This window comes from Vibrio sabulosilitoris, from assembly GCF_055391395.1.
In genome coordinates, this window is the sequence record NZ_AP029600.1 from 1,000,550 (window position 1) to 1,013,782 (window position 13,233).

Genomic DNA, 13,233 nt, shown 5'->3' on the forward strand with positions numbered 1-13,233 from the left:
AGAGGCGATGGGATTAACGTGCAAAAACGTCTTTAAAGTCTTTCTTAAGCAGTGGATCGCGACGGGCTTTTTTCACTTGCTTACACATGTCTTTCACGCAGTTAAACAGCACGTCATTAAGTAGCTCAGCACGGTAAGCCTCTTGCTGCTCTTCAGTCATCTCTTTTGGCAGGTCAAGTGTCGGGAACTTTTCCATTAGGTCCACTCCAGCAAAGGCTTGGCTCACTGAAACTAAAGCATGAAACTGCTCAAAGTTATCAACGATGTTTTGTGCACTCGCGGGTAGCTCATTCCATGACTCACGCACGGCTTCTTCTGACACTTCGTGGATTGAAACCACCATAGAGTGCATCGACTCCGGAACTTGATCAAATTCGATCACTTGACGAAGTTCTGCTGAAATCGTCGCTAGATCGACGGTTGGTGTTGCTTGTTCATTTGCTTGAGTATCAGACATAGTCATATTTCTGTATCAGTTTAAATCAGCTGTGATCGTATGTGTTCATAGACAAAAGTCAACAAATTGGCTGTCATTAAATTGGATATCGAATAATTGTTTCATATACTCCTGAAAAGAATCGGTTAAAAAATTGACAAACTGACCAATTTGTAGCTAACCGATTTGCAACTAACTAACCACAACACCAAAATATGGCGAGTGATTTGTATGTTTGAAACCAGCGCTTCAATGCGAATACTGTTAGTCGATGATGTACAGCTCGATAGAATGCAACTGGCTATCCGCTTAAAGCAACAAGGGCACGTGGTTGAGGCCGTGGCAAGTGGGCGGGAAGCATTGGAGGTGTTTGGTCACTTTGACCCGGAGTTGATTCTGCTGGATATCACCATGCCTGAAATGGATGGCTTTGAGGTCGCGCAAAGAATTAGGGATCAAGATCAAGACTGGTTACCAATCATTTTCCTCAGTAGCCATGAGGAGCCCCACTTTATTTCTAAGGCGATTCATGCCGGTGGAGACGACTATCTGATCAAACCTGTTGACCGCGAAGTATTGAGCGCCAAGCTTAAGGCGATGCAACGGATTGCAAATATGCGTCGGGAGCTACAGGCCACATCGCTGGAACTAGAGCGGGTCAACTATCGGTTGTTGAAACAAGTTAACGAAGATGGATTAACCAAGCTATTTAATCGCCGTTTTATGGATGAGCAGTTGCAAAAAGTCATCTCCTTCCATGGTCGGCACAATATTCCCTTCTCTCTGATCCTATTCGATGTCGATCATTTTAAGCTGTTTAATGATAATTATGGCCACATTGAAGGCGATAAATGCTTAATTAAGATTTCAGATACCATTAACAGCCTGTTTACCCGCACTGAAGAGTATGTGGGACGATATGGAGGTGAAGAATTTGTGGTATTGCTGGCCAATACCGATGAAAGCAAACTTGAGCAGGCCTGCCGACGCATTCACGAAGCCATCGTTGATCAATTTATTCCAAACCAGAACAGCTCAGTCGGTGAATATGTGACCGTGTCACAGGGTGGGGTGTCAATTGTGCCAAGTGGTAACGAGTCGATTGATACACTTTATCGCTGCGCGGATAAGTTGCTGTATCAGGCCAAGAAACGCGGCCGTGCTCGTTATGTTATTGAGTCATTGCAACCAATGCCGGTCGTTTAGCGTTCGTTAACCATTGGCTGGTCGTTTGTCATCAAAGGCGAGTTAGCTAACGTTGAGCCGACGCATTGATGATACGATTTCTTCCTCCACGCTTTGCCGCATAAAGGGCACTATCAGCAGCTTTTAGCACTTCATTAGGTTCAAGGGACAAGGTCGAGTCAGCCACACCGATACTGACTGTGACATGCACTGTCTCGGCGTTTGACGTAGAGTCGTTCTGGCTGCGAAAGCGTGAACCTTCCACGTCATTCTCTGGCCTTAGGTTGTTATCACGCAAAGACATCGGGTAATTGGCAATATCGCGTCTTAGTTGCTCTAAGTAGGGTATTGCTTGGTTTGCCCGACGACGATGGTACAAAATCGTGAACTCCTCACCCCCGTATCGATAAAATCGAGGATTACCTTTGGTCTTGGCGATTTGCTTGGCCACTAACTTGAGTACATCATCTCCAGTTTCATGGCCATACTGATCGTTAAACAGTTTGAAATGATCAATGTCCACCATAGCAATGGTGAAATGCGAGCCTAATTGCAAAATATCAAGGTCCAACGTGTGTCGCCCTGGGATCCCGGTTAGGCCATCATTGAAGGCGAGTTGATAGCTTGAGCAACCAATAAAGAACAGCAGTAAGACGCCAACCAGAGTGAACAGTGAACTTGAAATATAGGCTAGATGAAAGAGTGCAAACGTCGCACAACAGAGCAGCATGACGGTGTAAATCATCGCATCAATGTTGCGGTTACGACGTACGAGCACAGCGAATGCAACACCCGTCATACTGACCATATAGACGACCAACACAAATGGTAGGCGAGAGAACGAGTCTAAATTCATCAACCAGCTCAATTGTAGCTCGTGAGTGGCTTTCAAAGGCACTGAGGTGACCACCAGATAGAAAAGTAACCCGCAACTGATAAGAATCGCCAGGTAGGTGAGAAACGAGCGAAAAAACCGTCCCGATTCAGAGAAAAGTAAACAGGCAAACAAACATAGCGGCAGTAAACAACACAAGAGGGATAGTTCCAAGGTGGTGTTGCCGTAAGCAAGGGGAACTTGCAGACGCTGCTGTATGATCCAGTAGGCCACAAGCGCAGTCGCGCTGACCATTGCGCTGCGACTTTGCTTGAAAGCGTAACTGACGACTATTGCGATTGAGAGCAACACGTAGGGAAGGTTGGTCGCAACCGTCAGATTAGCTTCGATTAGGGGCAGCAATTGCTGGTAAAAACCAAATACCACCGCCAACAGAGCGATCGGAAACAGTACTCTGAACCAATTCGTGAACATGTTTTGCGCTATCTACCTGATTAGTTTTGTGGATAGAGTAACTTATAGCTTATGACAATTCTCACTGATGCCAAGTTTTTCGCCAAATTACCGGCATAGAAAATAATGACACTGTCACATATATTAAATGAAGCAAATGGAGCAAAAATGCGCAACCAGTCGGTTTAACGCCACAATCCCTGGTAACAAGGCTATTCGTTAATAGGGTTTCAGGCTATGCTAATCAGCAAAGTCGCTCGATGGATTTCACCAATCAAGCGAACAATATAAGCAAATGAATTAGGAGCATTATAGTGGGATTCTTTTCTCGATTATTCGGCGGTAAGTCTAAGGAAAAATCGCCTGCACAAGAGGCGGAGCCGGTAGAGTACAAAGGCTATAACATTTATCAGGAGCCGATTGCAGAGGGCGGCCAGTTTCGCATCGCAGGGCGCATTACCAAAGAGATCGACGGCGAGCTAAAGCAGCACCGCTTTATACGCTCAGATGTGGTATCGAATAAAGATGACGCGAATGAACTGATGCTTAACAAGGCACAGATGTTTATCGACCAAATGGGTGACAATATTTTTGGCTAAACGCCATATAGAGTCGAGAGGCGAGATCGCTCTGCTGCGAGAGGCGAGGCGATCGTGGTATTTTCTCGACTCTATTCTACTCTTGTCTGCACACGCCAGTTTGTGACTAACTCAAAACAAGGGGCAGGGGCGAGTTACACTTCGTTCCGAGTTGCGAGTAATATATCACGCGCGCTAATCCCTCCTCGAATCTCGATTCTCGGCTCTCGCTTCTATTATTTAGGCTCTCGTTTCTTTTTGTTTAAAATCTGTTAACTCCGGCACTGTCCTGTGCGAATTCTATGCGAGTAATGTGAGCTGACCTGTTAAAAAGTTTGTGGTGCTCTGTAAATAATCATGTAACATCGAATGGCTAAGTTAAGGATTTAGCTACACAAATAATTAAAAAGGATTATGTTACTCATGATGCAGATAGGTGTACCTAGAGAAGTACTCGCAGGGGAATCGCGAGTTGCTGCCTCACCGAAATCGGTGGAGCAGCTGATTAAACTGGGCTTTGAAGTAAAAGTAGAATCGCAAGCCGGTGCTTTGGCCAGTTTCGATGATTCTGCATTCGAAGCGTCGGGCGCAACGGTGGTCTCAGCAAGTGAGGTTTGGGACTCTGAAATCATATTGAAAGTCAACGCCCCAATCGTTGATGATTCACGGAAAATTGATGAGTTCGCACTGCTAAAAGATGGCACAACATTAATTTGCTTTATTTGGCCAGCGCAAAACCCTGTGCTAATGGACAAGCTGTCAACCAAGAACATCAACGTAATGGCGATGGATTCTGTACCGCGTATCTCGCGCGCCCAGGCGTTAGATGCACTCTCTTCGATGGCCAATATCGCTGGTTATCGTGCAGTCGTTGAGGCTGCTCATGAATTCGGACGCTTCTTTACAGGTCAAATTACCGCTGCTGGTAAAGTGCCTCCGGCAAAAGTGTTTGTTGCTGGTGCTGGCGTTGCCGGTCTTGCGGCAATCGGTGCGGCAGGCAGCCTTGGAGCGATTGTACGTGCCTTTGATGTGCGCCCAGAGGTGGCAGAGCAGGTTGAATCGATGGGCGCGGAGTTCCTCCAATTAGACTTTGAGGAGAACTCGGGTTCAGGTGATGGCTACGCTAAAGAGATGTCTGATGACTTCAATCGCAAAGCCGCAGAGCTTTATGCAGAGCAAGCCAAAGATGTGGATATCATCATCACCACCGCGCTTATTCCAGGTCGCCCAGCACCGAAACTGGTGACTAAAGAGATGGTTGATAGCATGAAGGCAGGCAGCGTGATTGTTGACCTGGCTGCGGCTAATGGTGGTAACTGTGAATATACCGTCGCTGATCAAGTGATTACCACAGATAACGGCGTCAAAATCATCGGTTACACCGATATGGTGGGACGCCTGCCGACACAGTCGTCACAGCTTTATGCCACCAACTTGGTCAACCTTCTTAAGCTACTGTGCAAAGAGAAAGACGGTAACATCAATATCGACTTTGACGATGTCGTTCAGCGTGGCGTGACAGTGATCAAAGAGGGCGAAGTCACTTGGCCTGCACCACCTATCCAAGTCTCTGCTCAGCCTGAGGTTAAAGCTGAGCCTGTTGCACCAGCTGCGCAGAAGGAAGAGAAACCCGCTTCACCACTGAAAAAATTTGTCGCGCTAGGTGCGGGATTGGCGGCATTTGGTTGGATCGCCTCGGTTGCTCCTCCTGCCTTCCTTGCACACTTTACAGTATTTGTCCTTGCCTGTGTGGTGGGTTATTACGTGGTATGGAACGTGACTCACGCCCTGCACACCCCACTGATGTCAGTCACCAATGCGATCTCTGGCATCATCATTGTGGGAGCGTTGCTGCAGGTTGGTCAAGGCAGTGGAGTAGTCACTGGCCTAGCCTTTGTCGCAGTACTGATAGCCAGTATCAACATATTTGGCGGATTCACCGTCACCAAGCGTATGCTTGAGATGTTCCGTAAAGATCAATAATAGGGGATAACCATGTCTGCAGGATTAGTACAAGCGGCATACATTGTTGCCGCATTATTTTTCATTCTGAGTCTAGCGGGATTGTCGAAGCAAGAATCGGCTCGCTCAGGTAACTATTACGGTATCGTCGGCATGGCGATCGCATTGATTGCCACTATCTTCGGCCCAGAAGCACAAGGCTTTGGCTGGATTATCGTTGCGATGGTGATCGGTGCAAGCATCGGTATCTTCTATGCTCGCAAAGTCGAAATGACTGAAATGCCAGAGCTGGTAGCGATCCTTCACTCTTTTGTTGGTATGGCAGCAGTGTTGGTTGGTTTTAACAGCTTCCTAGAACCACCGGTCTATGAGCCGGGCCCATACGAACATACCGAACATGTGATTCATATGGTGGAAGTGTTCTTGGGTGTGTTTATTGGTGCGGTGACGTTCACCGGATCCGTCGTTGCCTTTGGTAAGCTACGTGGCGTGATTTCATCATCACCATTGAACCTACCTCACAAGCATAAGATGAACTTGGCAGCCGTATTGGTCTCAACAGCACTGATGATTTACTTCGTTAATGTTGATGGCAGTATGTTTGCGTTGATTGTAATGACGCTAATTGCGTTTGCCTTTGGTTACCACTTGGTTGCCTCAATTGGTGGGGCGGATATGCCAGTCGTGGTCTCAATGCTGAACTCCTACTCAGGCTGGGCAGCAGCTGCGGCAGGCTTTATGCTATCGAACGATCTACTGATCGTTACCGGAGCACTGGTCGGCTCTTCAGGTGCCATCCTGTCTTACATCATGTGTAAGGCGATGAACCGCTCATTTATCAGCGTTATCGCTGGCGGTTTTGGTCAAGAAGTGGCGGTATCGGGCGATGTCGAGCACGGTGAGCACACGGAAACTTCTGCTGAAGAAGTGGCTGAGATGCTTAAGAACTCGAAGTCTGTCATCATTACTCCGGGATATGGTATGGCGGTTGCGCAAGCACAGTACCCAGTGCACGAGATCACAGAAAAACTGCGCGCGCAGGGCGTGAACGTTCGCTTTGGTATTCACCCTGTGGCTGGTCGTCTGCCTGGGCACATGAACGTACTACTGGCTGAAGCTAAAGTCCCTTACGACATCGTGCTAGAGATGGACGAGATCAATGATGACTTGTCTGACACGGATACGGTCTTGGTCATCGGCGCTAACGATACAGTTAACCCAGCGGCACAAGAAGATCCAAACAGCCCGATTGCGGGCATGCCAGTACTTGAGGTTTGGAATGCGCAAAATGTGGTCGTGTTCAAGCGTTCAATGAATACAGGCTATGCCGGTGTTCAGAACCCATTGTTCTTCAAAGAAAATACGTCAATGCTGTTCGGTGATGCTAAAGAGTCTGTCGACTCTATCGCGAAAGCGCTAGCATCATAATTATCTATTGCACTTATAGATAATAAAGCCCACCAAATTTTGGCGGGCTTTTTTTAGGTGCGAGGCGCGGGTTTCACTTCGCTGCGAGGAGCGAGGGGAACCGCGCTCGATTTAAGCTTAAAAGATACCTTTCTTTTTAACTTTTTGTACTTTATTTAGGCGGTCGCTAACGCCTTCACCGATATCGACTACTTTACCTTTATCTGTCAATGGCTCTTGCGTATGAACATTGCGTTGGGCTTGTAGTAGTTGCTCGATCAGTTTTTGCTGTTTATCAACCAAGTTTTCTAGCGTAGATACCTGCGCGTTTAACTTATCTACTGTTGGTTGCTGCTGCTTAGTGATTTGCTCAGCAAGTGTGTCGATATCCAGTGTTGCTGTCGTTTTAGTATCAGCAGAAGCAAGCTTCTGTGTCAGTTCAGTCAATTGTGCCAGTTGAGCGGATGCATCGAAGGATAGCTCAGTGACCGGTTGCTGATCAGACTTGGCTTGTGACACCACATTGTGTGCGCGAAGCATCGCCACCAAGCTTTGCTCAGTAATTGTCTCTTGAGTTAAAGTCGATGCCATGGCTTTGGCTAATTCGGGTTTTAACTGGTAGAGAAACAAGCCACTAAGATAAATGTCCTTGTGGACATGGATCTGGTTATGCAGCTCGATTGCGGCACTCGGGTCCTCAGCAAACTGCTTTTGCTGTTTAGACCATTGCTGCATCAACTTGTACGCATAAAAATCGGATTGATTTTGTGTCGGATCAAGATAGATCGAGTAGCTGATCTTTTTAAAACGATTATCCATTGACTACTTCCGCTGTCTCGGCTTCATCTGCATGATAGAGACATAGTTCCTCCGCCAGAGCAGCCTGCGCCTGTTCTACTAATACCACGCGTTCACCAAGGGTCTCGTACGCCGCCTTAATCGCTGGGTAAATCAATGGGGCACCACCACCGACAATGTAAACTCGGTTTGGATTCTTAGCGAACTTCTTCGCCTCATTGGCTACTTGAGCGCCAAGCTCCTCGATCTTACTCTCGATCTTCTCTTTGATTGTCGCGATCTTGCTCTCATCGTTGACCACGTCGCAGAAGAATTGGTGATCGTTACGACGCTTAATCAACTCGTTAGCAACCAGATAACTTGAATCACTATCCGCAAATGCTAGGGCTTTACGGGTGACATCTGTAACCATAGAGACACCAATCTCGTTGTTCCCATAAATAGCAGATACATCGTCAAACTCACCGACAACCACACCCATATCAAGGGTTGTACCGCCAATATCGATCACCAGTGAACGAGTAAACTCATTACAGTTTGAATTAACCAGTGTTGATAGAACCGCAGGCAAACTCTCTGGCATGACTTCAACGTCGATGACCTTAAAGGTCTCACCTTTATTTAGCGAGATCTCACGCATCAGGTGTTTGCGCTTGCGCTCGATGTTAAACTCATTTTTTTGACAATCTTCAGGATTGTAATATTCCGTGATAGGTAGAGTAACGACTAAGGTTACTGGGCGAGGGGAGAGGCCTGTTTGCAGTAGGGCGTGGTGGACTGCTAGCAAGTTTAAATCATCGTATTGATAATCGACATGGGTGGTTTCCAACGCCTTGTCTGAAGTCGCGTCATAAGTGTATTTAGTATCACCTATGCTGTAGTTGAAGATCTTCTTATCTTTTCTCAGTGCCGCACTCTTCCAATTTTTACGAAAAGAATTAGGAGAAACAACGGTTTTGATTTCACCTTGTTCAAGCCAAGCAACTTTAACGTTGGTAGAGCCGTCGTCGACAGCGATTTTAAAGGTGGACGTAGTCATGGAAAGCCTTAAAAAATAGTTTTAATAAACGGTTGATTTATCAGGATTCAAAACCAACTGACCAACAAAATCAAAGCTACCTTCAAAATTTGGGCACAAGTTTGAAATCTGAAAAAAAACACTAAGAACATTTAAGTTATTTTAATAATCGCCTGTGAATAGCTGGTTAATTTAGTGTTGTTGTTTTTGATGTGTATTTTGCTCTAAATTCCCTTTTGTTAGAGCAAAATATGAAGCTAAATTGACACACTCCTCACATCGGAGAGTGTATTAATAGGCGCAAAGGCTATATAGTTAGGCCATCGAAACTGTTAATTTGTGCCCGTGCTAAGTCGAACTTTACTCTTTATACTCGTCACCATTTGCTCTTTCGCCGTTCGCGCAAATACCTTGCCTGAGCGGCTTGATCAGTTCGGTGCCATGTTCAATGTCGAGCAAGCATTAGCAAACTACGACATTCGGATCATTCAAAGTGAGTTTCCTAACCGTCTGATTGATCCTAGCTATATGAAGCCACAGACCTCTTCTTATCCATTAAAGGATATCCAAAAGCTCTATCAACTTTCGGAATCTTGTACTGGACAACTACCTGTTAGCCCTTTGGTCACTGAGCCACTGGTGTTTGTTCGTGCCCTGTGTAAAGGCAATCAATTGAGCGAACGCTGGTTTGCCCGTAGTAACATGATTCACCCAGGCGGAGGTAGCTATGCTTATCGATACTCCCAAGTCTATCCAGAGCGATACTCTCAACTAGAACGCTTTATGCACATAAAAGAGCGTCCAATTGCTGACCCAAATACCTTGCTGGGCCGCATGCAAGAAATGACGCCGACCGTTGTTCAGGCCTTACTTCGTGGTGACTCGATGATGCTTGAAGAGGACGAATTGTGGCTAAAAAAAGGCGATATCTACTATGTGTATGAGCCGAGTGTGTGGAAGGCTCATGCCGAGCAGGCGGGATTGATTTATTCCGTCACCAACAAGCGTGGCGAATGCTTGGTGCAACGTGGAAATGTCTGTTGGTCGGTTCAGGATCACAGTGAAATCTTGCAAGGGGTAATGATTGGCCTGGGGATCGCTAACATAATGTTGGTGTGTGGTTGGCTTTACTACCGTTGGGATAGCAAGCGCAAAGAGCTCAAGAGCCGCATGTTGGTGTTGCAAATCTTGACCCATGAGCTGCGCACGCCAATCGCAAGTCTTTCACTAACGGTTGAGGGCTTTCGCCGCGAGTTTGAGAATCTACCAGAATCCGTTTACGACGAATTTCGTCGATTATGTGAAGACTCGCGACGACTGCGTCAGTTAGCTGAGGCGAGTAAAGATTATTTGCAATCGGACTACCAACCGCTTGCTACCGAATGGGTGCCGTCAATCGAAGAGTGGCTGACTTATAAACTGGAAGAAGAGTTTAGCCAGTCAATTGAGTTTAATCTTAACCGTGATGTCGCTGCTAAACTTAACGTATACTGGTTGGGCACCTGTATCGACAACTTGATACGTAATGCACTAAAGTATGGCGTCGCTCCTGTTACACTCAACATTGAAGTGACCGATTCTGGTTTGTTGATCAAAGTGATTGACCAAGGTCAGTTAGGTCAGAAAGACTGGAATAACCTGAGAAAACCCTTCGTTAGTCAAGCAGGTCTTGGCTTGGGGCTGACAATTGTCGAGTCGATGGTCGCTAAAATGGGCGGAAATATGAAACTCGTCGGTCCACCGACGACATTTATACTGGAGATACCTTGTGAAACAGACACTGCTTCTCGTTGAAGATGATAGAAACTTAGCTGACGGACTGCTAGTAAGTTTAGAGCAGGCGGGCTACACCTGCCTTCACTCGGAAACTATTGCGGATGTGGCGCCTTTATGGGAGCAGGCGGATCTGGTTATTTTGGACCGTCAACTGCCTGATGGCGACTCGATCTCAAAACTACCGGAATGGAAGCAAATAAAAAACGTCCCTGTGATTGCCTTGACTGCTCTGGTGACCGTAAAAGACAAGGTAACTGGCCTCGATGCTGGTGCTGATGACTATCTGACCAAACCCTTTGCTGAAGCCGAACTGTTTGCTCGTATCCGAGCACAATTGCGCAGCCCGGAAGCATCCGAGCAGGATGATAGTGTGGTCAACACTGAGTTTTTAAACATTAACAAGAATACACGTGAAGTGGTCTATAAAGACGAGCAAATCACGTTGACCCGAACAGAGTTTGATTTGCTGTTGTTTTTGGCCAGCAATATCGGTCGTGTGTTCACTCGTGATGAGTTGCTTGATCATGTTTGGGGTTACAATCATTTTCCGACTACACGAACCGTGGATACACACGTTTTGCAGTTACGTCAAAAATTGCCTGGCCTTGAAATTGAAACCTTGCGTGGTGTGGGCTACAAACTAAAAGCATGATCCGACAGACACTTATGATAGGAGCTTGTCTCCTATCTTGCTCATCATTTGCCTCGAATACTTGGTTTGACGATGTGACTCCGTTGACCCAGGCTCATCAGCACTTACTCAAGGGCTCATTCTCTGAGATGTATTCGGTGATGGTCGAGGTTCTGCAGAGAGACCAGTCACCATCAATGCGTGAGCATATCAACGACTTGCTTGTTCAGTCGTTCGACGCCGATTGCGGTAAAGCATTGCAAAATGACCCGTTACCGAACTGGTTACGTAATGTTTCCATCAAACGTACCAGTATTCAAAGCCCGGGACAGGAATCGTACCGTGTTTTTGTCGACGTAACGGCGACGCAACAGTTAAGGGACGTTTCACTTGATCGTTGGATCAATGCCAGCATTGCAACAGACAATGAGTTTGCGCCGATCAGCGAGCCACAGGCGCAATCTCGTTCAGCCAACATTGAGTACCGAAAAACCTACAATCTTAATAGTCGTTTGCCGATGGGCCTTTATCACCTTAACGTTGAAACACGTGATAACCAAAGCTACTCAACTTGGGTGATCATTGAAGAGTACAAAGCCAAGCAGATCGTTCGTTGGTCGGATAATGACAGTTGGAGCATTGAGAAAAATGAGTTGCTGAATAAGTTCTGTCCGTTACCTAAGCTCTCGGTGCGAATCTACAACTATCAAGAGGATCAATATCGAGAGGTTTGGGGCCAGACCTACCAAGCCAACTACCCAACCCAGTTGGAGCAAATGGAAATACCGCCTGACCGCTATGTACTGTCGATTGCCCTAGATAGTCAGCGCTGGCAGGGACCTATCATTATCGAGCAGTCACAGATTATCACCAAAACCTATGATATTTCGGTTGATGAGGCTGACCTCGAAGATAACGAGTGATTTTTCACTACCCTGGCGGTAATTGTAATCAATTCTAAAGTTTGCTGGCTTCCAGTCGATATTATCGATATCGCTCAATATTTAATGGAAACCAGCCGCTATGAAACCAGTCCTCAGACTGATTCCCTTTACACTTGTGCTTACCCACATTGCTCATGCCGGTCATTTTGCGATTGATGCAAGGAGTGACGCCATGGGTGGTGTGGGGGTAGTGGCCGGTGACTTTCTCTCTGCTCCTTTCCACAACCCAGCGTTGACCGCGATTTATCGTCGCAATGATAATGTCGGTATGCTGCTGCCAAGTGTGGGTTTTGCATACAATGATCAGCACAACATGCTTGAAGATTTAGATAATGTCCTGTCAGCGATTGATGCTAACGATAATGATAGAGTTCAAGATGCGCTGCGCGAGTTAGACGGCGACGTCATTACCCTCACGCTTGGTCTATCTGCAGCCTTCGCCATTCCTAACCGGTATGTCTCAATGAATGCCTACGGAAAACTCTACAGCGAGAGCTTTGCTGAGGCAGTAGTGGGTGATTATGAGACTAACCCGGGTCAAGCATATGATGACTCAGAAGTTAGGGGAGCAGCAATTGGTGTGCTTGAAGGCGGGCTATCCATAGCGAAATATATGACCATTTTGAACAATCATTGGTCTTTTGGCTTTACACCTAAAATTCAACGGGTCTATTCATACAGCCATGTCAGTCAGCTGGATGATTTCTCATTGGGCAATATCAAGCAAAATGGCAGTGCAGAGAACACCTTCAACTATGATATTGGTGCACTTTGGTTTCATGGTCCAGTACGGGTTGGTATAACGGGGCGAAATATGGTGTCACGTGACTTTGTTACCGAAGATGGTGCATACACCTATAAAATGCGGCCCCAATATACACTTGGCGCCGGACTGGTTGCTGACTTTTGGCAGATTAGTGTCGACTACGATCTCAATGAGGCAAAAAAATTTACGGGCGTCAATGACAGTGTGCATATGCTGCGTGTTGGCGCTGAGGCCGATCTGATGCGCCAATTTAAATTTAGAGGGGGTTACTACAAGAACCTTGCTAGAAACGATGATCAGGGTACCTTGACCGCAGGCCTCGGTATCTCACCGCTGAACATTACTCAAATGGACTTAGGCTTTAGTTATACTAATGAAAGTGCGGTTGGCGTCTATATCAATTTTTTGAGTTCATATTAAAGAGTTACCCTGTCACGAAGTATG

The 13,233-nt window shown here is 46.5% G+C and carries 12 protein-coding genes; 8 read left to right on the top strand and 4 right to left on the bottom strand.

Features of this window, described 5'->3' with window-relative positions; translation table 11 throughout:
* Positions 1 to 13 precede the first annotated feature (13 nt).
* Positions 14 to 457: a DUF3069 domain-containing protein gene (locus tag ACZ5R2_RS19960; RefSeq protein ID WP_464902864.1), complete on the bottom strand. Its 444-nt coding sequence runs from the start codon at positions 455 to 457 to the stop codon at positions 14 to 16.
* 210 nt (positions 458 to 667) lie between these two features.
* Between ACZ5R2_RS19960 and ACZ5R2_RS19965 the strand changes: the two genes are divergently transcribed.
* A complete protein-coding gene (locus ACZ5R2_RS19965; protein ID WP_464902863.1) occupies positions 668 to 1,642 on the top strand; it encodes a GGDEF domain-containing response regulator in 975 nt (324 codons plus the stop codon).
* Positions 1,643 to 1,688: 46 nt separating this feature from the next.
* Here the strand turns inward: ACZ5R2_RS19965 and ACZ5R2_RS19970 are convergent, their stop codons facing one another.
* On the bottom strand, positions 1,689 to 2,930 hold the full coding sequence (locus tag ACZ5R2_RS19970) for a GGDEF domain-containing protein (protein ID WP_464902862.1): 1,242 nt from the start codon (positions 2,928 to 2,930) through the stop codon (positions 1,689 to 1,691).
* Between the two features lie 293 nt (positions 2,931 to 3,223).
* Here ACZ5R2_RS19970 and ACZ5R2_RS19975 point away from each other — a divergent pair, with 293 nt between their 5' ends.
* The 3 genes from ACZ5R2_RS19975 to pntB all read left to right on the top strand — a co-directional run bounded on the left by ACZ5R2_RS19975 (position 3,224) and on the right by pntB (position 6,877).
* The gene (locus ACZ5R2_RS19975; RefSeq protein ID WP_464902861.1) at positions 3,224 to 3,508 is read left to right on the top strand and encodes an HlyU family transcriptional regulator; all 285 of its coding nucleotides are present in this window, start codon (positions 3,224 to 3,226) and stop codon (positions 3,506 to 3,508) included.
* 405 nt (positions 3,509 to 3,913) lie between these two features.
* On the top strand, positions 3,914 to 5,470 hold the full coding sequence (locus tag ACZ5R2_RS19980) for a Re/Si-specific NAD(P)(+) transhydrogenase subunit alpha (protein ID WP_464903660.1): 1,557 nt from the start codon (positions 3,914 to 3,916) through the stop codon (positions 5,468 to 5,470).
* A 12-nt stretch (positions 5,471 to 5,482) separates the two neighbouring features.
* The gene (pntB, locus tag ACZ5R2_RS19985) at positions 5,483 to 6,877 is read left to right on the top strand and encodes a Re/Si-specific NAD(P)(+) transhydrogenase subunit beta (RefSeq protein ID WP_464902860.1); all 1,395 of its coding nucleotides are present in this window, start codon (positions 5,483 to 5,485) and stop codon (positions 6,875 to 6,877) included.
* Positions 6,878 to 6,994: 117 nt separating this feature from the next.
* On the opposite strand, the gene ACZ5R2_RS19990 is transcribed toward pntB, so the two are convergent.
* Both ACZ5R2_RS19990 and parM read right to left on the bottom strand, forming a co-directional pair.
* The gene (locus tag ACZ5R2_RS19990; protein WP_464902859.1) at positions 6,995 to 7,675 is read right to left on the bottom strand and encodes a hypothetical protein; all 681 of its coding nucleotides are present in this window, start codon (positions 7,673 to 7,675) and stop codon (positions 6,995 to 6,997) included.
* Positions 7,668 to 8,693: a plasmid segregation protein ParM domain-containing protein gene (gene parM, locus ACZ5R2_RS19995; RefSeq protein ID WP_464902858.1), complete on the bottom strand. Its 1,026-nt coding sequence runs from the start codon at positions 8,691 to 8,693 to the stop codon at positions 7,668 to 7,670. The genes ACZ5R2_RS19990 and parM overlap by 8 nt, the downstream gene beginning before the upstream one ends.
* A gap of 324 nt (positions 8,694 to 9,017) precedes the next feature.
* Between parM and vxrA the strand changes: the two genes are divergently transcribed.
* From vxrA to ACZ5R2_RS20015, 4 genes are all read left to right on the top strand, one after another.
* A complete protein-coding gene (vxrA, locus tag ACZ5R2_RS20000; RefSeq protein WP_464902857.1) occupies positions 9,018 to 10,466 on the top strand; it encodes a sensor histidine kinase VxrA in 1,449 nt (482 codons plus the stop codon).
* Positions 10,441 to 11,100: a response regulator transcription factor VxrB gene (vxrB, locus tag ACZ5R2_RS20005; protein ID WP_464902856.1), complete on the top strand. Its 660-nt coding sequence runs from the start codon at positions 10,441 to 10,443 to the stop codon at positions 11,098 to 11,100. The genes vxrA and vxrB overlap by 26 nt, the downstream gene beginning before the upstream one ends.
* Before the next feature lie 74 nt (positions 11,101 to 11,174).
* Entirely contained in the window at positions 11,175 to 12,002 is an 828-nt protein-coding gene (locus tag ACZ5R2_RS20010; RefSeq protein ID WP_464919442.1) for a DUF2861 family protein, read from the top strand.
* A gap of 100 nt (positions 12,003 to 12,102) precedes the next feature.
* Positions 12,103 to 13,209, top strand: a complete 1,107-nt coding sequence (locus tag ACZ5R2_RS20015; protein WP_464902854.1) for a conjugal transfer protein TraF — start codon at positions 12,103 to 12,105, stop codon at positions 13,207 to 13,209.
* Positions 13,210 to 13,233: the final 24 nt, after the last annotated feature.